Raw genomic sequence first — 24,088 nt, forward strand, 5'->3', positions numbered from 1 at the left:
AGCCTACATCAGATCTAAATACCTTCTATCACGGTATTAAATGATTTCCGCTTAAACCCAATCGATCGCCTTTTTCCGTTAAGTAAAACCATTTACCCTCTTTTTTTACCGGCATAGGAAACAATTGATTTGGAAAATAATAGGTGTCAAAATGATAGGACATTACCCCCAGATCATCGTACTCCGGTTTGATCAACCAGGCCCCTTTATCATCTAAAAGACCGTATTTTTCACCTTCAACCACTACTATATATTTTTTATCTTTAATTGAAAAAATATCATCGTATACTGCATTGATCAATACTTTACCGCTGTTATTAGCAAGGCCTTTTTTTGTAGAAAGATTGATCGGGTCGTACTTAGACAACAATAGCAGCGACCCAATAAAACTATCGTCATTAATGGCGTTGTAGTCTAGGTGTTGTAACGGTACGACATCTCTTCCTTTTTTGTCAATAAATCCAGCTTTAACGCTGCGTTCGTTGTCGTTGTATTGCACGACATAAGCCGTGCCATTGCTGTTGAAGTCCTTTACTTGATCATAGATCGTTGGAACGGTTTGTTTTCCATTTTCGTCAATAAAGCCATATTTATTAAATGCACTAATCAGCCCCATGCCGTTTTTGTAGTAATACAGTTTTGGTAAATCATTGCGCCTTTCCTCTGCATTCTCTCCAATGATTTCAAGTTGATAGGTACCGGGAAGTTCTTTTAAACGAGATATATGATATAAAATCCAAGACCCCTTCTCCTTAAGTCCAGCTATTAACTTATTCGATCCTATCAATTCAATTTGTTTATACGGTAAAGGAGTCAGAACTCGGGAATCCGTATTAAATAAGGCATGGCGAAAATGCTCTATATCACTTAGCAAATACGAAATACTATCTAATGAAATGATATCGGTATAGGATTCGTCGGTTAGTAACCGACCGTTCCAATCTCTCAATTCGATCTTTCTGGTTCTATAATCACCCGATCTACATATCACGGTCTTTTTACGATCTCCGATCACATCAAAATAATCGGCGTATTTGATGGGAATCAGCTCGCGTTTTAATTGAGTGTCGTATACACCAATCGCATCGTTTTGCTTGACCTGTATCCAATGCGCAGGAAATTCCTTTTTAACGGTATATCCGTTGTAAAGCGCAGGTAGAATTATTGTTCCATCGGTATCTATAAGCGTTTTTACTCCTTGACTATCTCCTATTATCCAATACGGTGAATCACCTACCGTTTTATAGTCCACATTTAACTCATAAAATTGTGGTTCGAAGTATCGCTTGGTGTCTGCAAAATAAATTCCCCAGTATGCCCGTTGTTTCACCTTAAAAATAGCTTGTGCTATTGAATTACTTTGTCCGCTTTCATCAACAGCCGTAATTATAGCATTGGAAATTGTTAGTAGAGTATTGTTATTTTTATCCAACAAATAAGTAATGTCGCCTTTCTTGCCTACAAAGTGATCCAAACAAACGCTCACCTCATCATATATAAGCGGTATTATCACTTGTCCAGCGGTATTTATTACGCCACTGAAATCCCCTTGTTGAACCAAGAGATAATCACCATTTTTTGTAACATAAGGTTCGTTATACGGATTAGATATCCTATCGTAGATAAAAGGTACCGCCAACTTACCCTCCTTGTCGTAAATTCCAAATTGATCCTCATTTTTATATATTAAGGAGTTATTAAACACAAAAGAGTCGGGATTATCCCATTTGAACTCCGTGTTCGAAATAACATTAACAATTACAGCCTGTCCATCTTTAGCAAAAGATTGAACCCAATTGTCGCTGCGCATATAGCGATGCTGATGATCGTATTCAAACGGTATTAATACTTCCTCATTCCAATTTATCATTCCCCACTTACCATCTTTAGAGGCGTATACATAGTCTGATTTTTTTGAACAACCGCCACAATAATCAAAACCATCATAATTGGCTTTGACGACCATTTTTTTGTATTTTGAGTCATAGATACCCCATTTCCCCTGTTGTTTTACATCAAAATAACGCCCGTCCAAATAACCGATATCTTCAAAAAAAGGAAGCAGCTGTTGATGCGGTAAATAGAAACTCTTTTTACCATCTAACGATATCGTCCAATATGCAGACCCAACCCGATCTATTTCGTCATATATTGGTTGTAATAGTATCGCTCCCGTTGGTGAGAGTACACCGTGCTTGCCCTTGTTCACAATATCCAATACCGACCAAGGTAATTGATCTGGCTTCAATATCTGTTTTTGATACTCTTCAATACTGTATTTATTGCCCAAAGTAGCCCGACTATTTTCTTTAATATAATCAAAAGCGGCCTTAGCATTTACATCGATATAATAGCTACTATGCTGTTGTATCACTTTAGCATAACCACAAATAAAAGCGGAAATACCACTATCCACACCGTAATTATTAGAGGATAAAGGATTGATGGAAACAGGAACGACGGGAGGCGGTAAACGGTCATCCTGAGCGTAACTTGTTGTGCAAGTGACAAAAGATAGTAACAAACAAATTCTAATCATATCGCTAATTGATTTTAGATTTAGCCCTTGGCAAAGCTTCTTGAGCGTTTTGGTTTAAAAAATAATACCACCCATCTTTTTTAACAAAGAGTGGCCATATACCATCTATTCCATCATAATTTCTCGATAATTCATCGTAAACCGGTTCCACAACTATAGTTCCCTCTCTATCAATCAGGCCACTCTTGCCATTTAAGTTTATTTCACGTAATGAAGACGAGGAACTGATGTCGATATAGTCATATATTGTATCAAGTATCCTTTTACCACTTCGTTTTATTATGCCGTATTTCTGATTCTTACGAACCAATATCAAGTCTGGAGAGTCGTTTATTCCATCGATTTTCTCAAATTGTGGTTCCACGACAAGCTGTCCTTTTAAATCTATAATTCCGTAGTATACCGTTGCTTCCTTCTCTACGGCAACCCAAGCATATCCAAGATAGAATGGGCTCACATAAACGAAGTCTGTGAATTGCTTTTCACGTCCGTTTTCATCAATAAACAAGTTATGGGCAACACCATTTATTTTTAATAAACTATTATCAAAAGATTTGATTTCTTTAAAATCATCAATAGGCTTGCTGTAGCGGTTATAAAAGTAACTGCGGTCCCATTGCGGATTTTGGTATACTACTTGACCTTTTAAATTGAGTAGTTTGAATTTATTATCTTGTTGTACCACTACAAATTTGTCGTTAAACATTTTCTCTATTATAACATCATCTTTGAAAGCCAGCAACTGCTGCCCCAAACGATCATATAAGGCGGATTCGACTTTGTAACTATCACCAATCTTTTTTCGAACTACAAAATACTGAGAGCTCAACCAACTGATTTCGAGATTACCTAAGGGGATTATAAAGCGCTTTTTTTCCAAATGATATAACCCAAGTTGGTTGTCGTTAAAAATCGGTATTAGATAGGGATCCGTATTGAGTTCGCTATAACCGTATTTTAAGGTGTTGTAATACAAATCGAAATTATGATGATAGGCTACTGGAAGAATTTCCCTACCCGACTTATCTACAACACCATAATTATCCTTGATAAAAACTTTAAAATACAACAGCTCGCTTTGGTAATTAAACTCGATAGCCGTAAATCGATCCGAAACCGTTAATGGAGTTCCGTTCCAATGCAATAATCCTACCTTGCCATTCTGTTTTACCCACAAATAATAGGGCAATTTCGCGATTTCGATTTCATCTTGGCGTTTTTTTCGACTGGCTTCGGTTGGTTGTCCATAAAAATCTTCTGCAACGATAACATCGCGATATTTATTTTCTCCTTTTATATTTCTAAATTCGATATTATCATAGACCAGAGGCACTATAAACTTACCTTCCGCATTGATTACCCCTTTTTTATCTGCTATTTCGACGATACTCAGTCCTTTGGTAAAGTCAGAAATTTTAGTGTATACAGGTGGTAGAATTTCTTTTCCATTTAGATCGATCAATCCCCACAGATTGCCTTTTTTAAAACTAACCAATTCGGCATCACCTATCGCATTTAACGCTTCGTATTCAACGGCTAAAACCGGACGCCCGCTGGTATCGATCAAGCTAAATTTTTGCTCTTGTTGTACTTTATGGTAGATAGTCGATTTGATGGTGATATATCCTATAAAACGGTATTGAGGTTCTATCAGTATCGCACCGTTCATTAAGGCCAAACCGGCTTTACCATTTCGATAAATCGCAACGGCATTTTCATCGCCATAATTCTTACCCACGTCATCATATATAGGATTTTGCAATACCGATCCATCTGCTGCCGATATCCAGCCCCATTTTCCATTTTTTTCAATACCGATGATGTTTTTGTTAATCACCTTAACTGCATCATATTGGGGGATGCTAATCAGTCCACCGTCGCCATTTACAATACCATATTTACCCTGACGCTTTGTAATGGCAAATTTGTAATCATAAGGTATACCGCGATACCACTGTCCCTTATAATCCGTTGTCAATTTGACATCATCATAATCAATAGCACCAAATAAGCGCCCCTCAGTATTGATAATACCGTAATAACCGTCTTTTATCACAACAAACATATCGGCATTTTGGTCGCCAACATCATCTACAATAACACCGCTAATCGTATGGTATAAATAGGTTTTATAATCTTTTCTAACTTCGGCAAAACAAAAAGCACGATCGGACTTTCCTATAGCTTGAAAAACAGCATTTTCCTGAGCTGCAAGAGCCGTTGAAAACAGGAATAAAAGGCAAATAAATCTATACATTTAATCTGAAATTTTATTTTAAACCGCTTAATATACAGTAACAGTACCGTTTAAGGATTTATCAAATGCAGTTGGATTCTTCTACTAAAAAAATCCATTAACACAGGGTTTTACGATGAAACCGAAATAGCAGTAAAGAGAGGGGAAACCTTTCTGCTATAATCCTAAGAATCTCTTTTTAAGCAAATACTACTTAAGCTGTATAACAAACACAGCAACAGTTCACCAAATCAATCCTTTCTGAAGTCTTCTCACTTCATTAAACTAAATAAGCGCCTAAATTTAAAACATTTTTTGACGACCCGCTAATCTTTTGAATTTACACAACCGTGTTTAGCCAGAAAATTTCTATCGATCTGCTTCTATTTTTACTATTTTTATCCCTTTATAAACTTTAAAAAAGTGAATTCAAAACTTGATCTATAATCTTTATAGTAGAGAATTATAAATTACCAAGCTTTTGATATAAGGAGATATCTCATTTGCATTCCATCGAATACCGTTAAAATGATAGAGAAATACAAAAATACAGTCATTTATTTACTAATAGGCGTTGGGGTTATCATTAGTATACTTTTACTAGATCGATGGATTTTACCTCAAAAAACTATTGAGGATACGCTAATAGGTTATCGGGTATTAACAAGTACAAGATCTACCCAATTCGGAACATCCAAAGTGTATATAGCTGATCGATATTATACCGCACTAGGTAATGATTTTACCATTGACATAGATAGACCTATTAAGGATACTGAAATTACCATAACCCAATCGATGTTGTTTAAAAACATCAATACCCTAAAAAACCAAAGCCACGACTACACCAATAAATTGACTTCAGGTTTTAATGGTGTTTTCTTGTTGTTTACGCACATTATTGCCTGTTCTATCTTAATCAGTCTGGGACTGCTGATGAGTAATCGAAAACTTTCTAAAAATCAATTTCAAAACATCATACTATTTAACGGTTTTATGATCTTTATTACGTTGTATCTGTGGGCTCTTTATAATTAGTATTCCTTTTTAGCCTTTCTTTTTTTATCTATTATCATTCGATGACTTTCTAGAATTGCACAGCTACCAACAGCTCCCCCTTACAGCTCACTAACTTATCTGGTTGAGATTCTAAATGCAGTTGGAGTCATACCGCGATGTTTTTTAAAACTTTTAGACAGATGACTCTCGTCGTTAAACCGCAGTTCACTCGCTATTTCTTTTAAGCGCATGGTACTAAATTGTAAACGCGTTTCCACCAATTTCAATCGGTAGTCCAACAAGTAATCTTGATAGGAAACGCCGATATTTTTTTTAAAGTACTCCCCAAAATAATTCTTGGACACTTTAAAATATTGTGCCATTTTAGCGATCTTCGTTAACTCGGGTTCTTTGATGTGTTGTTGTATGTAAGTAATTATTTTCATCACCAAATGTTCGCCACTATGTTCCTCCAAGGCTGCTGTATCACTGTTGATTAAATTTCTCGCGACCAAATTAAACAATATAGCGATGGACTGCCTTATGATCAGATAATCTTTGAAGGGTTGCTCGTTATACTCTCTCACTATATTTTCGATCAATATCGCTGCAAACGTCAAATCATTTTGGCTTCTAAAAACACAACCGGCTTGACTGTGATAATTATAAGCAATGTAGTTAAGCTTATTCAAATTATCACAGGTCTCGATTCGGTCGGCTTCTAAGCGTACTTGATCAATAAAGCTCAAGGGACACCGGATGATCACTGCTACAGCTAGGTCGGCATCAAAACCTACCTGAAACGTCACTATTTCAGAAGGTAAAATAGATTATATCGGAATTGCGTTGATTATAACAGCATTGTTTTCTATTATATATCCGCTTGTAATTGGCCGAGAATCAGGATGGTCAGTTTGGATATTTGTTACAATAACATCTGGATTATTGCTCTTTTATTTATTTCTGCGCTACGAATCTAAGCTTGAGTCATCACAGAAAACACCACTCCTTTACCCATCATTATTGCAAAATCGCGCTTTCGTATCGGGTTTGTATATCATTTTACTTTATAACTTTACGGCAGGATTTTTTATTTGCTATCCCTATTATTTACAGCAATTTCTGTCTTGGTCATCTTTAGAAAGCGGTTTAGCAGTATTGCCTTACGGTATCGGTTTCTTCCTTGCTCCGATCCTCAGTACTAAATTCAGCATCAACAGCCTAACCTTGGCAAGAACGGGTTTGATCTTACTTATTATTGGTACTATATTCAGTGCTGTTTTATTTCTGGTCAATCCTACTCCAGGTCTGTTTATTTATATCGGTTTACTAGTAGCTGGTGCTGGACATGGAACAGTAATGCCTGCCCTATTAAAAAAAACGATGACAACGGTTTCTATTCAACAAGCAGGGCAAGCCTCGGGTATCATCAGTACAAGTATCCAAATAGGCAGTGTACTTGGCGGTGCGGTAATCGGTTCGATTTTTTTTACTTTGACAGACGTGGCAAGTCCGCCAATAGCCTTAGCCACTGCACTGACAATGATAGGCTTCTTTCAAATAATTGGTCTAGGCATTACATTTACCTATAAACGTTTAATCAATATACAAAATGACTAAAAAAGAATTAGTAGAAAAAGAAATTTTTGATTTTCATCAAAATATTAAAAATTGGTTTCGAGGTAACCTTTCTGATAAAACAATAGCCTTAAAAAACCTCATTGACCCCTTTGATTCGGATTTCAAATTGCGCAATGGCGATGATAAAACTATGGATTTCCAACAATTTATCGAATGGCTACCTACGGCTTACGGTCGATCTCCAGACCAAGACATTCTCGTATCCGATATAATGATTTACCTTAGCGATAATCACGCATTAGCAACTTATATAGAAACCCAATCGTCAAACGGTCAGACTACAGTACGAAAGTCTTCGGCTATATTTTTGTTGGGCAAAAACAAACGTATCAGTTGGTATCATTTGATGGAAACCTGGATATAAACAATGTCTAATTCAAAACAAATTATTGAGACTTAGACGTTAGTTCGATCGTGTATCTTTGATGTTCCGTTAAAAAATCATCGGTAATTAAACTGCCAAATTTCGGTTTGTCGACCGTAGATAAATCGATATTTACAAAATACAGCTCTTCTTGATTTCCTGCTTTATACACTATATTTCCATCGGTGTCGACTATTTGACTTTCACCGCGATAGTACTCGAGTACACCGTCAAATAGCTCTGCACCTACTCTATTGCAACTGATGATAAAATACTGATTTTCCAAAGCTCTAATGGGTAAGATACGGGGTGTAACATCTCCACCAAAACAAGCGGAATGGCATACAATTTCAGCACCTTGGAGTTTTAATTTGGTGCTTATGGCAGGAAACCAACAATCAAAACACACCATCATTCCTATCGTACACTTTTGATTGGGAATAGCTTGAATAGTATCTCCGGATGTATATAGTCGTTTTTCGTAGTCCGGCAGATGTATTTTCCTCTGAAACCCTATTAATCCACTACGATCAACGAGAATAGCGGTATTGTAAATCAGTCCGTTGAACCCCTCGGGTATTGATCCGGTTATACAGCCACCACAATCAGCTGCCAAATCCTTTAATACTGCGATGGTTTCACTTATTGCTAAGTCCTCTACAAAAGGCAATAAATCCTCTTTATCATCAAAAGCATAACCACTAGTAAATAGTTCCGGCAAAACTATTAAATCAAATTTCTCTTCTTTTAATTTGGAAGATATATACGATAAATTAGCTGCTCGATCTCTAGAAATAACGTCATATTGAAAAAAACCTACTCTCATAAATTTTAATATTTAAAAACCGTTGATTGTCAATTATACGACAATATTGACAATCAACAGTTATAGATCCGTACTCTACTTAAACAAAACTACTCCAAAAAAACATTTAAAAAAAACTGATCTGCTCTATCCTATTTCAAGTTCTTTCCCACCCCATTAAAATTTAAGCGTAGAAGCTGTCTGCATTTTTTAGTCATTTCTCGCGCATCTCACCTTTAATAATTTTGATGATTTTTAAAATAGACGTAAGCTCAAGTACCTCTTTTTGTAGTTAAGGATTCCATTACATTTAAACTTAACAGTTATATTTGTATTGTATACTACTAATACCTTATGAAATACTTTTACCTTTTGTTTTTCTGCTGTGTGCAAACGTTGATGGCTCAAACCTACCATCCTGATAAAATAGACATCAACGGGGTAACATATGATTATCGATACCATCACATGGAACCGTATTTTAATTATTATCCCGAAAAAAGACCTGTAGTCAATAAAGATTCTACTATTTTATCTCGAGGGTATGTTGCCGAGTATATTTTGATTGATCAGCAACTATATTTAAGAGCTATTAAAACGCCTATTGAGGGTGATTACAAACTTTTAGTTAGTAATTCTAAAAATATTTTTGCCGATGAGCAGGCTGGTCTAAAGATGTATTGGGTTGATGGGCTCTTCGATGTGGGTTTGGGCAGCCCTAATTTTGCTCAATCCAAAGACAGCCTAAACCCGATCTACGATTCGTATTATATCTTTGAATTAAAACGCGGTATGGTAAAATCTACTAATATCTTTAATTACAAACAGTATAAAAGTTTTAAAGATTATCAATGGGAGCGCTTCCGGTATGGCGAAGAGTATACTAAACTTTATAATAAACTACTTCAAACCACCATGGAACCGATTGATATTCAGCTCCATATTTATAACCACATCTTATTTTACAGCAAACGAAATTTTCTTAAAAAACCCGTTTAAAATTAGCCGGGCCAATTCACTAGTATCATGAATAAGCAGACAGAGTTCGCTTTTAGATCTTCTGAAATTGAAAACTCAAAACGCTATTTTATTGACAGCAATTTCATTGTGATAGTGCCTTCGGATCTTTTACTTGGTCTCTAGGCAACAAAATAATTAAATTTAACTTTTAGGCTTAATCTCCGTTCAAAAAAGATTGACAACGAGATTCTCTCCAACTTTTTTCAAAAAAATTCAAAATACAGAAATGACATAAATTCGGGATAAGTACATTTAAAAAGCTACAATTTTTAATTATTTATCGAATTAGTTTAAAAACATTCTCAAAGTCGAAGATGACCGATTGTATCGCAACACAACCAATTGCCCTTTGTGATGTGACCAAATCGGTAAAATGGTGTCTTAGTTGATAGGAATTTTTGTTTTTTATACCCTTCGACTTATTTATAGAAGCGTATAAAAAAAGTCGAATATTTTGAAAATAAATTTTATGAAATTATTAGCCCTTAAATTTATATTGAACAGAACTTTTCTGTATTATTTATTGCTGACTTTATTTACTATGGTAGCGGTTTTTTCTCAGACCGGTATAAACACTATAAGCCCAACTGCCACCTTTGAAATTTCTAGAAACCAAGGTATTTCTTTTGAAAACGGAGTACTGCTCCCGCATATAACGGGTTTAGAACTGGCAAATAAGGATGCTTTATACACCGAAGAACAAGATGGTGTCCTGATATATGTTACTGAAGGTATTCCTTATAATTTAGTCACTCCCAAGACCGTTGAAGTTACTAGAAAAGGGAAATACATCTATTATCACGAGCCTAATCAACGATGGAGAGCTACTTTTAATGGTAAATCGACAGTATCTACTCAGAAAATTTTTACAGTGATCAATAGTGAATCAACCAAACTCATGAGTTCAAATACTGAAAGCGTCAAATGGGATGTCGACCTAGAGGGTACTAACAGTCATTTGGTCGGTATTTCAGGTAGCGGATCTACGGCGAACACTGAAATTGTTCTGCCTCCATATAGAACTTTAATCATTCAAGGACTAATTTCCATCGCTATAGGAAGTGGCACGGAGTCGCAAAAGAAAACTCCAACGACTTTACGAAGTGATTTGTTATTGATCGACCCCGCTTCCGATGTTCGTTTACACACCTCTACTCCTGGTTATTCGCGTTCTTCCAATTATACCAAAACATCACAAGGAGGTCCTTCCCCCGCAGTAATGATCGTCTATACCGGATCTAGCGGAGTACGTATTAAGACAAACGTAACACGAGAACCTGGCGTTCGTACTAATATCGCTGGAAAGGTAAGTACGGGTACGATCGGAAGTTATTTAATCATTGAAGAAATTTAATTACTTGCTGCAGGTATAGCAGCTAGAGTATATTGAAAACAAGGTTTTCTTGGATATATAAAAGGTTCGTATGAACGTCATGTACACATAAACTTCGATAGAACGAAATGAATCGCTAAGAGCGACATATAAAATAATAATCACCTATGAAAAATATCTTTATTTTCCTCAGTTTATGGTTTGTGTTGAGTGTCAAGGCACAAACTGGAATTAATGAAAGAGCTCCCAAAGCATCCTTACATATCAACAAACAAAATACAGCAGATGAAATAGTAGGTGTGCTTTTTCCCATTTTACCGGCAAGTGAGTTGGCAACCACTACAGATTCTGAACATGATGGCGTAATGGTTTATGTTAATGAAATTGACATAATTCCCGTTGGTGTTTTACGAGAGGTCACTCGAAGGGGGTATTATTACTTTGATAAATCTAAGCAAGCATGGACGGCAATTGGAAGAAGATATATCAATATTATAGAAGAGGATAAACTGATTTATGCCCAAGTGTACCGTCAAGGTTTTTTTAACTTAAATTCCTCCGGCGGAATTAATTTCGCCAATAACTACCTGACTTGGAACGGCATAAACGGTACACCACAATCCAGTAGTCTAAAAATTAGCTCTGATAATAGGACCGTAATATTTCCGAAAGGGCATTTATTTCGGGTTACCGCAATGATTTGTATCACGAACGCTTCCAAACCAGGAAATGTCACTTCCAGATTTGAAACTACTAACAGTTCTGGAACTGGATTATTATTGTCAACTATGGGATATATTGAAACGATCAACGAACCCTATGCTGGCGGTGGAGTAGCTTACGCCATGGCGGTAGTCAATACACATGAGAATGAAGTCGGAATACGTCTTAATACCAAGTTTCAAAGCAGTTCAAGTGGAAGTGCTACTATTTCTATAGCAGGCTCCGAAACCAACGATTCGTTTTACTATTCCCATCTAATCGTAGAAGAATTATAAAAAACCACAAGTCTTTTAACCCATGAAAAATAGATTTTTATTCCCAGCAATATTTTTGTTAACTGTTGGTGTTTATGCCCAAAAAACAGGTATTAATACTCAAAATCCAATAGCCCTACTACAGATTCAAAACAATTTGGATCCTACGATTCCCAATGGATTGATAGCTCCAAAAATTTCAGGTTTGGAATTGCGTAATAAAGATCAACTATACGGTACAAAGCAAGACGGTATCATGGTTAACGTCACTGAACCGCTACCGGCACCAAATAAAGGAAAAACGGAAGCTATTACAGAAAAAGGATATTATTATTACGGAGCCGTCGAACAAAAATGGATCAGACTAGACAATTATTTAGATCGAGGAAACACAAAAACAATTGTACAAATTACGAGAGGTACACATCAACAGATGGTTACTATTCACGGATCAGACGTGCGCTGGGTAAATATCGTACAAGGTGATGATGTTGATGAGCAGGACGTAAAGCTCGAAGGAGCAAACCAGACGATCATCGCATTAGCGCCTGGCAAATCCTATAAAATAACCGCTACTGTCTCTGTGGGACTAGCGTCGATCCCCGGTATGCTTAAATCACAATTTGTTTTGGCTGAACCTCTTTCAGGTACCGCCAAAATGTACTTCTCATCACCGGGTACCGTGGAATCTAATAAGTTGGATATTCCCAAAGGTGCAGGCGTTTATCCAGTCTGTTATGTGTATACCGGAGACTTAGGTATAAAATTGAAATTGGTTGCTAAGTCTGATGTCAGTGGAATAACTGTAGGTTTAGGTCCTGTAGGCGCAGATGAAGGTACTTATCTACTGATTCAGGAACTATAAAAATAATCCTATTAAAGTAGCTTATCCATTAAACATTATAAATACAAGCTAACCGATCGCCACTACTTTCAGTCGAAACAATGCTACTGCGATTAGTTGTGTTTTTTAAAAAAAGCTCGCATTGCATTATAATAGATTTCAGGAGCTTCAAAAGGGGTGTTGTGTGAGGCATTATGAATATACAATAGCTCTTTATCCTTGCTAGGAATCGCTTTAAGAGCCTTATAAATAGTTCTTCCTTGTTCCACTCCAATGGCATAATCGTCTTCTCCTTGAAGTACGAGTACTGGTTTTTTAATAACTCCAATTTCATTGACTATATTTAAATTGTTGTAGCTTTCCGTGTTCATGAAAATTGCGTTTATATATTCCATCCTTTCCAGTGCCGTTTCGAGCTGTTCCGGACTATATTTCACTCGGACATAAAAATCAGGATCATTAAGTAATTTATTTTTTACTTCTTTCATCTCTGGTTTTGCCCAATACACATCAAAACCTAAATCTTTTGGGAATTCATACCGGATGACATTCATATCGTTAAAGAAATCTTTGAACCCGCTTGTTTCGATCTGTTCTAGTTTCTTGAGAATTTGTTGGTACCTGGTGATTTTGATTGAATCTGTTTCCGTTTTTAGCAATGCTTGAGCTAACTTTCGCTCGTGTGCTATTAAGGCGAAATTTCTCTGTGGACTATCCACGAATCCAGAACTGCTGATAAATGAATTAATTTTTTCCTGATGCTTAATCATATACAAAAAACCATAGGTACCTCCCCAAGAAGTGCCTAAAAGATTTATTTTTTTATTAGGGTACTTCTCTCTTATAAAATCGACTACCCGATCCAAATCCTTAACAAATTGGTCGGTTGTAAACATAGATTTATCTCTGAATTCATCCGATTTCCCTCCGCCACGTTGGTCAAAATAAACCACTAAATACTCTTTTTCAAACACATCTCTGTAAAATTCATGGTCTACAGAAAATGCACCAGGTCCACCATGTAATGAAATAATTATGGGTCTTTCGGAATTTCCGACAACGCGGGTATACAACATTGATTTTTCAACGGGAATAAAAAAATCCTCATCAATTTGTGCCACATTTTTTTGCTCGAGACCCTTACAAGAACTGATCATCGAACAAAAAATCAGTAGTACTCCAAGTAGTATATTTTTCATTGTTATGTGCGTTATAAGCAGTTTGAATCCTTATGAAAAACAGCCGCTTTTTATTAAGAACCAAAAATAGTACTTTGAGACGAAATTTAATTGGATTGTGAAAAATATAATTCTAAGTTACAAAACCATTTGCCATGCTTTAAGAAGAAACCAAATAGTACTTTAAAACACTTGAATCATATAGTTGACTAACTCTTTCATTAACTGTAAATTCATTAGATCTCTAGGGTACATTTAAAACTATACTTTTATTAAAAAAACAGGGCTTAAATCCGCGGTTTTCGCAAACAATTCTTTGTATTGCGTAGCCGTCTTGGAAACGTTATTAAATACGGAAATATCATCGCAGTAGTAAAATTAAAAAATTCTACTTTTTTTAAAAAGTTATAAGTATTGTGGAGTATTAAATTTGCTTTCTAATAAACTCAGCTGGAGTACAGCCCGTAACATCTTTAAAACTCTTAAAAAAAGAAGTTTTAGAATTGAAGGAGCTTTCTGTAAATAGTTGATTGATTGTTAACCTTTCTTGGCTTTTTATATTATAATTTTTAATAAATTCCAGAATATGAATGATTCTAAGTTTATTGATGTACTCTCTAAAATTCATATTGTGAACACTTCTAAAATATTGTGCAAGATAATAACGAGATACTTTAGTTTGCCGAGCCAAATCAAACATCTTAAAATCTGGATCTAAATACGCTTTCTTCTGTATGATAATTGCCGTTACTTTTATATCTAATTTTTGAATTACCGCATCACTCAGTTGTACTTTTTCATACTTAAGTTCTGTCGGATCTACTTGAATATAATCTGCACTTTCCGTAGAAGTACTTTTAGTAATGAGTTCCCCTTTCTCTATTTCATCTCTAGTTGCCGGCAGAACGTTTTCAGTATCTTTTGATTTATCATTATTCAATACCACACTTAAATAAGTTCCCTTAATAATATCGTACTTACAACTGCTTAAATAAATGTGAAATACCAGTAAAACCAACAGGCAAAAATAAACAATCGACAATTCCATAGTATAGTCAATCATTAAAAAGCTTAAGACAATTGCTATAAATACAAACAATACATTGATCAATTGTAAAGACTTTGTTTTGTAACTCAATAAAACCTTGCAGTTGAAGTCAAATTTATGTTGTTGTAATAGAGCATAACTTCGATACCAATAAAAACATAGCGATAAGAGCACACCCAGACCCAATATATACTGCAAGTAATTAGCGAAGTCTGTAAAAAGAATGTGTTGGAATAAAAGTACAAAAACAGCAAAACTAAAGGCGCAGATTGTAAAATAAAAATCTAATAAATAGACTCTGAATACATCTTGATATTGTCGATTAACATTATAACAAACAAATAAATATATATAAGGTCCATAAAAAAGAAACATCAGCATCCACAAGGGAAAAATTAATTTGATTTCACAAAAGAAATTCTCCCATAATAGAAATAGTATTTGAGTTAGTACTAACAGACTGAACCGACGAATAATCTTATATGAAATGATATCTGCAGCTTTTCTTCCAAGAAAAAAAGTTATTACAAAATCTGCAACCAAGATTAAGGTAGCAACTAAAATATATAACAATTGTAGAGACATAGAAAATTCAATTTAAGCTAATTAAAAAATTGTCAAGCATCCACAAGTTATCCAAAATTCAACTCTCAATGACCCTAGAAAACAAATGAAAACCTTATAGACACATTAAAAGCAATTCTTTATAAAAAATGTAATTATTATTCACTCGAATCGATAAAAAATAGCAATAATTTTATTATTTATATAAAAATTACATTTTATATTAAAATAAAAAGCTAAATTTATTAAAAAAAAACAAATGAAAACTATATTATATAATAAAAAGTCCTTGTTATTATTCAATATTATAATAGTCCTCTTTTTTAGTACAAGACAGTACATTATTCTCTGTAACTCCAGAACAGACATATTAATACTGCCCTTTTTAGTACCCATATTATCTATAATGAAATTATCGTCAAAAAAGAAAATACTAAAAATGGCTATTGTAATATTGATGTTATTAATGAGTAGAATGTTAAACCTGATCAACACAGAAATATATATAGCATTAACTTCTCTTGTTTTAGTCTATTCCATATATTTAATATATCAAACAGCAAGCTTACAGAAGCCTGATGTAGGCTCAGTGAATCTATTTATATTCATTAATTCCTTTTTGTTATCCTTATTATTGCTTTCAATCACAGAACTGGCTCACTTTACTGGGCTTATCCAATCAGAAAAATATCAAGCCCTCTTCTATTTTTTGCAGATTATGATTCAATTCTATATAATTTTTTACTGCCTTGTTCTAATTATAGATTACTGTAATGAAACTTACCGTTTTAAAAGACCTAATTGGTTTCTCGCTTTGTTAAATAGAACAAACAGCAACACTATTGGTTATTCTGATACGAATTTGTTAATCTTCAACGAGCTTTCTGGTTTGCAAAAGGATATTCCCATATCCTATACAGTAGAACAATTAAATAATTATTTTCAAAACTCAACAAGCTATCTCAATACCAATTTTAGTTTAATGGAATTAAGTCTCGAATTAAAGGTTTCTCCCAACCACTTATCTCGCGTTATCAATACAGAGCTACATACTAATTTTTACAAATTGGTTTCTTTCCACCGAATAGCTAAAGCCAAAACATTAATCGAAGAATTAAAAATTATCAAGATAGATGCTATATCGGAACAAGTTGGCTTTAAATCGCGGATTACATTCAATAAGTATTTTAAATTATTTACTGGTTTGAACCCCGTACAATATCGTACGAAAATAGAAAAAACGGATTATAAATACTTTTAAAAGAGAAGTTCCAAACTTTTAAAAACAAGTTATATTCTGAACAAGTACACTTTGACATTGTATTGAAAGTTCTATGTTTTTTCTAGGACTATTCTTAACGGCATTAGAAAACGAGGCTTTTTTTAAAAGCCTCTTCTACTTTTTATAACAAATCAAATTCACCAAATCAAACACAAATTAGCTATAGTACTTTTATTCGTTCTCCTCTATGGTCAATTGCTAATATCAATGGAACAGCAGTGACGGCAAGCGTCACTACTGAACTACTGAACTACAACCAACTACTTTTCTATTAGTTCGAATTCACTTCTTCTATTGATACGCTGTTCTTGTTCTGTACAGGGTATTGCTTTATTACAACGATTAACAGGCACTTGATCACCATAACTTTTGGTACTGATTCGTTTTGGTTCTATACCCTGCTTTATTAACCATTGTTTGGTAGACTGTGCTCTGCGACTAGACAATTGTAAATTATAGGCTGCATTTCCTCTACTGTCGGCATGTGATGAAATCATGACCTCCCATTGTGGATACGACTTTAGGAAGTCTACCAGTTTCTTTAATTCCTGCTGTGCTTCTTGACGAATATTGGACTTGTCAAAATCAAAATAGATTGGATTTATTGTAATTTTTTCAGAAGAATACTCGGATACCACCGCCTTATCCATTAGTTTTTCCAATCCAATTTCTATTCTTAAGTTTTTAGCAGACCCGGCAGTTGCAATCTGTTTTTCGTCTAATTTGTACCCTGATTTATCCGTTTTGATCAGATATTTTTGATCACACTCGAGCGGTTTTGATTGGAAACTGCCTTTCAAATCGGTGTATAAGACCTCGATTTCACGGTTGGACTGATCCATAATAACCACTTTACTATCTACAATCAAATCTTTAGATAGTTCGTCGTATACCGTGCCTTGTAATTGTTGTTGACACACGTTTTTATAGAAAGAATAAACATCATCACTGCCTTTTCCTCCGGGTCGATTAGAACTTACAAATCCTCTTTCAGCTGTATCTGCCAGATAAAAACCAAAGTCGTCGTGCTTACTGTTAATAGGCGTTCCCAAATTTTTGGCTTTTCCTATCGCGCCACCCTCACCTAATTGAACGACATAAACATCTAAGCCTCCTAACCCAGGGATACCGTTCGATGAAAAATAGAGTTCGTTAGCTTTAGATATAAAGGGGAAGGTTTCTCTACCTGCTGTATTGACATTTACACCTAAATTCTCCGGACTACCATAACCTCCTTGCTTTAAAATAGCTACTCTATAAATATCAGAATCCCCTAAACTACCTTTCCGATCAGAAGAGAAATAAAGCCATTTTTCATCAGCTGTTAACGCAGGATGCGAGGTATTGAAGTCGTCCGAATTAAAAGGCAACTCTTCTACCTTTCCCCACTTACCATTCGTCTGCTTTGTCGCTTTATACAATTTTAAAAAAGTATTATTGCGCCTATTCCGCTTAGGTTTACCCGTTTTTTTAAAATTATTACGGGTAAAGTACATGGTTTTTCCATCATTAGTAAACACGGCTGTGGATTCATTAACCAATAAATCATCATCGTCAAAAAGCAAGTTAGGTTTTCCTAACTGTCCATCGGAATGTATGGAACTAGAATAGAGCTTTGTAAAACTTTGTTCAGTCCAGGAATGGATTTTATTGCTTTTTACTTGATTTGTAGCTCGCGCCGAGGTATAAATTAAATCACCTCCCAATGTTGTGGCTCCATAATCGGAATATACACTATTGATCTCAGCATTATTGAGGCTGTAACTTTCATATAAATTGACTATGTTTTTAAGATAATCTCTTTGATCCAAAAATAACTTCGATCGAGAATCTTCACTTTTTAATGCTGCAAATTGAGCCATAACTTCGTCCGACTTTGTATAGTCACCCACAGATTTTAAAGTTTGAGAATACTTAAAGTAGTATTCTGGATCTATATACCGGTTCTGATCTTTCTGGTAATTACCGTCAAAAAGCTCTGTATACCATCTATTTGCTTCCTCTAGCTGTCCATTAAAATAATAAGAGTCGGCCAGTTTCTCTAAAATAGAACTGTTTTTGTGACCGCTATTTACTAAACCCTGATAAATTCTAGCAGCATCTACATAGGCTAAGTGATCATATTGTTTATCAGCTTTCTTTTCAGACACTCGACTACTCGAGCAACCAATTAACAAAAGACTCACGATACAGCATTTTGTAATTATTTTTATCATAATTTATAATTTTAAAAGAATCGAGGGGACGTTATTTTGCTTACACGCTTAAACAATTCAAAGCGTAAAAAGATTTCATGTGATCCCGAATTATAATTCCTAAGAGCGGTAGTTTCAGCATCATAACTATATCCCAAAAATATATGATCACTAACCTGAAATCCAATTAAACCACTTACAGCAGCATCCCAACGGTATGCAGCTCCTAAAGTAACTTTCTCATATAAGAGGAAGTTGGCCGAAACATCTACTTGTAATGGGGCTCCCTCTACTGCCTTGGCTAAGAAAGCTGGCTTTAGCTTCAGATGGTCACTGAGATCAAATACATAACCTCCCATTAAATAAAAGTGCTGTTTTTTACGCATCAAGGTTACTTCATTGTCGTCATAAGCAGTACTCTGCAACATAGTAGGTACAGACAAACCCAAATAAGAATGATCTGAATATAGATACAAACCAGCGCCTACATTGGCATTGAACTTATTTGAAGCATCATTTTGTAACAGGGCATCGGAAGGGTCGTAGATGTTTAATTTATCGTAGTCCACGTTCATAATATTCCCTGTTCCTTTTACTCCTAATGCTAACTTATAAGTGCGATTTAAGCCAATCGAGTACGACAGGTCTATAGCAATATTATTCTCATCTATAGCCCCTATACGATCATTGACAAAATTTACACCTAATCCCCAACCAGACTCCCCAAGGGGGGTGGATATGGAGAAAGCAGCCGTTTTAGGTGCTCCATCTAATCCTACCCACTGGGTACGATACATGCCAAATATGTTTAAACTCTCCCGTGATCCCACATATGCGGGATTGATAACATTGGTGTTATACATATACTGGGTATACTGAGGATCTTGTTGTGCGTAAGTTTTTGGGATACAGCCTAATCCAATTAGACTGAGTCCCAGAACTATTATTCTCTTTTTCAATTTCATCGCTAGTGTATTAATCGGTTTCTAAATGTAGATAGCCTGACTTCTTAATCATATTTCCTCCTCCTTCAGCAGGGTAATCATAAGTGATCATATAAAAATAGGTTCCCGAAGGCAACTTATCTCCCTTTTTAACGTTAACCCGGCCACTTGAATAACCCGTAAACACATTATTATCACTATCATAATTTGAAGTTTCAAATACTTTCACCCCCCAGCGATTGAAAATTTCAACCCTGTTATTGGGATAGCGATTTATATTATCTATGACAAAATAATCATTCTTACCATCACCATTAGCAGTAACTGAATTGTAGATTACCACGTCACCGTCCAAGATCAAATTCTTCTTTACGGTTGCTAAAGTAAAATATCCCAATCCCTTAACAGTAGCGGCGGTGGTGACCTCCTTCTTATCCAAATTCACCACGCCACCTTCATCTACCCATAAACCGAGTTTTTCGTCCCAGCGAACGATATGCAAATCAGTTGTCGCATGGTTTAACAAGTCTGGCTGTGTCGTAGATTCATTCCAACTCAGGGTAAGAAGAATCTCACCACTTGCACCAGGTAGTGCCTTGTTTATAGTCCAATATTCTCGTTGATTAAGTCCTAAGATTACGCCAGATTTTGCCGTGCGGTCTTTAAAAAAATCGCCTACCGTATAAACATAGTTACCCAAATAGGCATCTTGCTCTTTAGGAGGTGCAGAAATCGATGCTGGACGATAAAAGCCCCCATCACCAATAGGATAAACAAAAGATTCTTTGCCTATTTTCTGGACATATCCCCTAGCGTGGCTCTGATCAGAAACCCGTTTGACTCGTGCTCCATTAAGAAAAGTCAAAAGTCCCGTATCCGCATCTACTTCAATAATCCCATTACTAAAATCAGCTTCCCCCGCTATATCAAACTCTGTTTTTAAATCAAATCCCGAATTTAAATTACCCTTATCAAATTTGATTGAATAGAACTCAGAGGCTTTATTACCTCCTAGCAATTGTATCCCGTCTTGTTGAGAAAAGTAAGTCATGGAACTTTTACTGCCTTTACTATAATAATATAAATTGTCGTTATTAAAACCGTTTAGGAAATGAATTACTCCGTCGGTTTTAACAATTCCTTCCTCGCTATTGTCAAATGCATAAGTCGTAGCTACTGTAGCTCCTTCACTTACGACTATGCTACTCTGGTTGACAAACACCTCTTCCGTAGAGTTTTGCCCGTAAACGGGCAAAACTCCAAGAAAAATCCAGATTAAATGTGTGTGATTTGCTCTCATGATGGCTCCTATTTTTCAAAAACTTGTATAACAACATCTTTTAAATCATAAGTTACCGCCTTATTTGCCCCCGATTTAATTGATCCATCACTGGTTCCAACATTTTTGTTAAAAGTACTACTCGCTGGTCTTACGGTGATTTTTACCGTATTTGAACCCGATAGATTGGTTACCTTGTCCAAAGGAATAAGAGCCATGTAAGAATCATACGCCGAATTCAGCCCAAAAGTATATCCTCCATATCGATAAAACTTATCTACAAATCGCTTTACTTCAATGTCATTAACGAGCACTCTAAATTCTACTTTAGCATACACTTCATTATTTCCTATGTAATTACCAATAGTAGTTATACCCGAAGTAACCTCAAATAACACTTGTAAATATTTAGTATTAGCCGGTTTATTATTTGTCTTAATAGTCGCACTGAAAACCTCACCAGCTATTGCATTGGTATTAAAAAATATTCCTGCAGTAGCTTGATATGCCATCGTTGAATAATCAAAAGATTTTGACGTGTACGTTCCCGTTGAAATAAATCCCGTAAGTATATGTGAATTAAAATCCGGAACTTTGAAGCTCAAACCCGAATTCGCAATTGGATTTCCTGATGCATCTATACCCAATTCATTATAATAAGTATAGGTTCCATCATTATTGTTGACCAACTTCGTTACTGTTTCATTTGATTTAACAATACTAGCTAGATTCACTTCCTTTTTGTCTCCGTTAACATCCGTGTACTCCAATAGAGTTCCATTAAAATACACATTACCACCTGCAGCGGTACTAAATAATTTTTGGATTTCAGCTTGTACGTTAGTATCCGCAATAATCTTATCAAATTCTTTAATTACTGAATCAGGAACGTTAATGATGGTTTCTACACCACCTTCTGATTTATAAGTATAGGTTCCGTCTGTATTATCAATCAAAGTCGTCAGCGTTTCGTTAGCTTTGACAAAACTTGATAAATCCACGCGTTGCTCTTGACCGTTAGTATCTTTGTAAACCAAGTCCGTGCCGTTATACGTCACATTTCCCTCGGCTTCTGAAACGATTTGCTCGATGATTTTTTTAACGGCTTCCGAGTTGTTGTTGACGATAGTCTCAAAGTTTTGAGATACCGCTAGGGGAACATCGATGACGGTCTGCGTACCGTCTTCCGATTGGTAAGTGTATTTACCATCGGCGCCAGCTACTAGAGTTGTAACGGTTTCATTGGCTTTAACTAGAGATCCTAAATCTACTGTTTGTTCTACTCCTTTTGCGTCTTTGTAAACTAGGTTTGTTCCGTTGTAAGTAACATTGCCTTCGACTTCTGAGGCAATTTGTTCAATGATTTTTTTAACGGCTTCCGAGTTGTTATTGACGATAGTCTCAAAGTTTTGAGATACTGCTAGGGGAACATCGATGATGGTCTGCGTACCGTCTTCCGATTGGTAGGTGTATTTACCATCGGCGCCAGCTACTAGAGTTGTAACGGTTTCATTGGCTTTAACTAGAGATCCTAAGTCTACTGTTTGTTCTACTCCTTTTGCGTCTTTGTAAACTAGGTTTGTTCCGTTGTAAGTAACATTGCCTTCGACTTCTGAGGCAATTTGTTCAATGATTTTTTTAACGACTTCCGAGTTGTTATTGACGATAGTCTCAAAGTTTTGAGATACTGCTAGGGGAACATCGATGGTGGTCTGCGTACCGTCTTCCGACAGATAAGTGTATTTACCATCGGCGCCAGCTACTAGAGTAGTTACGGTTTCATTGGCTTTAACTAGAGATCCTAAGTCTACTGTTTGTTCTACTCCTTTTGCGTCTTTGTAAACTAGGTTTGTTCCGTTGTAAGTAACATTGCCTTCGACTTCTGAGGCAATTTGTTCAATGATTTTTTTAACGACTTCCGAGTTGTTATTGACGATAGTCTCAAAGTTTTGAGATACTGCTAGGGGAACATCGATGGTGGTCTGCGTACCGTCTTCCGACAGATAAGTGTATTTACCATCGGCGCCAGCTACTAGAGTAGTTACGGTTTCATTGGCTTTAACTAGAGATCCTAAGTCTACTGTTTGTTCTACTCCTTTTGCGTCTTTGTAAACTAGGTTTGTTCCGTTGTAAGTAACATTGCCTTCGACTTCTGAAGCAATTTGTTCTATGATTTTTTTAACGGCTTCCGAGTTGTTATTGACAATAGTCTCAAAGTTTTGAGATACCGCTAGGGGAACATCGATGATGGTCTGCGTACCGTCTTCCGATTGGTAAGTGTATTTACCATCGGCGCCAGCTACTAAAGTGGTAATCGTTTCGTTGGCTTTAACCAAACTTGATAAATCCACGCGTTGTTCTTGGCCCTTAGCGTCTTTGTACACCAAGTCCGTGCCGTTGTACGTCACATTTCCTTCGGCTTCTGAGACGATTTGCTCGATGATTTTTTTAACAGCTTCTGAGTTGTTGTTGACAATAGTCTCAAAGTTTTGAGATACCGCTAGAGGAACGTCGATGATGGTCTGAGTACCGTCTTCCGATAGGTAAGTGTATTTACCATCGGCACTAGCTATTATAGTCGTGATCGTTTCGTTGGCTTTGACCAAACTTGATAAATCCACGCGTTGTTCTTGACCCTTAGCGTCTTTGTACACCAAGTCCGTGCCGTTATACGTCACATTTCCCTCGGCTTCTGAGACAATTTGCTCGATGATTTTTTTGACAGTCTCCGAATTGTTGTTGACGATAGTCTCAAAGTTTTGAGATACTGCTAGGGGAACATCGATGATGGTCTGCGTACCGTCTTCCGATTGGTAAGTGTATTTACCATCGGCGCCAGC

The 24,088-nt window shown here is 35.9% G+C and carries 18 protein-coding genes; 8 read left to right on the top strand and 10 right to left on the bottom strand.

All coding sequences use genetic code 11. The annotated features are described in order from the left end of the window. Positions 1–28: 28 nt before the first annotated feature. Both L1275_RS11030 and L1275_RS11035 read right to left on the bottom strand, forming a co-directional pair. Entirely contained in the window at positions 29–2,539 is a 2,511-nt protein-coding gene (locus tag L1275_RS11030; protein ID WP_253472897.1) for a WG repeat-containing protein, read from the bottom strand. Between the two features lie 4 nt (positions 2,540–2,543). Then, positions 2,544–4,796 carry a WG repeat-containing protein gene (locus tag L1275_RS11035; protein WP_253472899.1) on the bottom strand — a complete coding sequence of 751 codons (2,253 nt, stop codon included), beginning with the start codon at positions 4,794–4,796 and terminating at the stop codon, positions 2,544–2,546. 507 nt (positions 4,797–5,303) lie between these two features. Between L1275_RS11035 and L1275_RS11040 the strand changes: the two genes are divergently transcribed. Continuing rightward, the gene (locus L1275_RS11040) at positions 5,304–5,813 is read left to right on the top strand and encodes a hypothetical protein (RefSeq protein ID WP_253472901.1); all 510 of its coding nucleotides are present in this window, start codon (positions 5,304–5,306) and stop codon (positions 5,811–5,813) included. Positions 5,814–5,908: 95 nt separating this feature from the next. Here the strand turns inward: L1275_RS11040 and L1275_RS11045 are convergent, their stop codons facing one another. Further along, positions 5,909–6,583, bottom strand: a complete 675-nt coding sequence (locus L1275_RS11045) for a helix-turn-helix domain-containing protein (RefSeq protein ID WP_253472903.1) — start codon at positions 6,581–6,583, stop codon at positions 5,909–5,911. A 37-nt stretch (positions 6,584–6,620) separates the two neighbouring features. Between L1275_RS11045 and L1275_RS11050 the strand changes: the two genes are divergently transcribed. After that, the gene (locus tag L1275_RS11050) at positions 6,621–7,394 is read left to right on the top strand and encodes an MFS transporter (RefSeq protein ID WP_371923466.1); all 774 of its coding nucleotides are present in this window, start codon (positions 6,621–6,623) and stop codon (positions 7,392–7,394) included. Further along, positions 7,387–7,779 carry a hypothetical protein gene (locus tag L1275_RS11055; RefSeq protein WP_253472905.1) on the top strand — a complete coding sequence of 131 codons (393 nt, stop codon included), beginning with the start codon at positions 7,387–7,389 and terminating at the stop codon, positions 7,777–7,779. The genes L1275_RS11050 and L1275_RS11055 overlap by 8 nt, the downstream gene beginning before the upstream one ends. A 22-nt stretch (positions 7,780–7,801) precedes the next feature. On the opposite strand, the gene L1275_RS11060 is transcribed toward L1275_RS11055, so the two are convergent. After that, entirely contained in the window at positions 7,802–8,605 is an 804-nt protein-coding gene (locus tag L1275_RS11060) for a carbon-nitrogen hydrolase family protein (RefSeq protein WP_253472908.1), read from the bottom strand. A gap of 333 nt (positions 8,606–8,938) precedes the next feature. Between L1275_RS11060 and L1275_RS11065 the strand changes: the two genes are divergently transcribed. From L1275_RS11065 to L1275_RS11080, 4 genes are all read left to right on the top strand, one after another. Next, positions 8,939–9,583: a hypothetical protein gene (locus tag L1275_RS11065; protein WP_253472911.1), complete on the top strand. Its 645-nt coding sequence runs from the start codon at positions 8,939–8,941 to the stop codon at positions 9,581–9,583. Positions 9,584–10,073: 490 nt separating this feature from the next. Continuing rightward, on the top strand, positions 10,074–10,958 hold the full coding sequence (locus tag L1275_RS11070) for a hypothetical protein (protein WP_253472914.1): 885 nt from the start codon (positions 10,074–10,076) through the stop codon (positions 10,956–10,958). 146 nt (positions 10,959–11,104) lie between these two features. After that, the gene (locus L1275_RS11075; protein WP_253472916.1) at positions 11,105–11,935 is read left to right on the top strand and encodes a hypothetical protein; all 831 of its coding nucleotides are present in this window, start codon (positions 11,105–11,107) and stop codon (positions 11,933–11,935) included. Positions 11,936–11,957: 22 nt separating this feature from the next. Beyond that, a complete protein-coding gene (locus L1275_RS11080) occupies positions 11,958–12,779 on the top strand; it encodes a hypothetical protein (RefSeq protein ID WP_253472918.1) in 822 nt (273 codons plus the stop codon). Positions 12,780–12,871: 92 nt separating this feature from the next. On the opposite strand, the gene L1275_RS11085 is transcribed toward L1275_RS11080, so the two are convergent. Together L1275_RS11085 and L1275_RS11090 are read right to left on the bottom strand one after the other, a co-directional pair. Continuing rightward, positions 12,872–13,957: an alpha/beta fold hydrolase gene (locus L1275_RS11085; RefSeq protein ID WP_253472920.1), complete on the bottom strand. Its 1,086-nt coding sequence runs from the start codon at positions 13,955–13,957 to the stop codon at positions 12,872–12,874. Between the two features lie 403 nt (positions 13,958–14,360). Next, positions 14,361–15,569 carry a helix-turn-helix domain-containing protein gene (locus L1275_RS11090; RefSeq protein ID WP_253472922.1) on the bottom strand — a complete coding sequence of 403 codons (1,209 nt, stop codon included), beginning with the start codon at positions 15,567–15,569 and terminating at the stop codon, positions 14,361–14,363. Between the two features lie 418 nt (positions 15,570–15,987). On the opposite strand from L1275_RS11090, the gene L1275_RS11095 reads away from it, so the two are divergent. Beyond that, entirely contained in the window at positions 15,988–16,809 is an 822-nt protein-coding gene (locus L1275_RS11095; protein WP_253472924.1) for a helix-turn-helix domain-containing protein, read from the top strand. A 281-nt stretch (positions 16,810–17,090) separates the two neighbouring features. On the opposite strand, the gene L1275_RS11100 is transcribed toward L1275_RS11095, so the two are convergent. The 4 genes from L1275_RS11100 to L1275_RS11115 all read right to left on the bottom strand — a co-directional run. Next, positions 17,091–19,046 (bottom strand): OmpA family protein, encoded by a 1,956-nt coding sequence (locus tag L1275_RS11100; protein WP_253472926.1) that lies wholly within the window; start codon positions 19,044–19,046, stop codon positions 17,091–17,093. Between the two features lie 11 nt (positions 19,047–19,057). Further along, positions 19,058–19,990 carry a type IX secretion system membrane protein PorP/SprF gene (locus L1275_RS11105; protein WP_253472928.1) on the bottom strand — a complete coding sequence of 311 codons (933 nt, stop codon included), beginning with the start codon at positions 19,988–19,990 and terminating at the stop codon, positions 19,058–19,060. A 10-nt stretch (positions 19,991–20,000) separates the two neighbouring features. Continuing rightward, the gene (locus L1275_RS11110; protein WP_253472930.1) at positions 20,001–21,269 is read right to left on the bottom strand and encodes a gliding motility-associated C-terminal domain-containing protein; all 1,269 of its coding nucleotides are present in this window, start codon (positions 21,267–21,269) and stop codon (positions 20,001–20,003) included. An 8-nt stretch (positions 21,270–21,277) separates the two neighbouring features. Further along, positions 21,278–24,088, bottom strand: a 2,811-nt coding sequence (locus L1275_RS11115; RefSeq protein ID WP_253472933.1) for a hypothetical protein, incomplete at its 5' end; no start/stop codon positions are given.

This window comes from Flavobacterium sp. HSC-61S13, from assembly GCF_024171535.1.
GTDB lineage: Bacteria > Bacteroidota > Bacteroidia > Flavobacteriales > Flavobacteriaceae > Flavobacterium.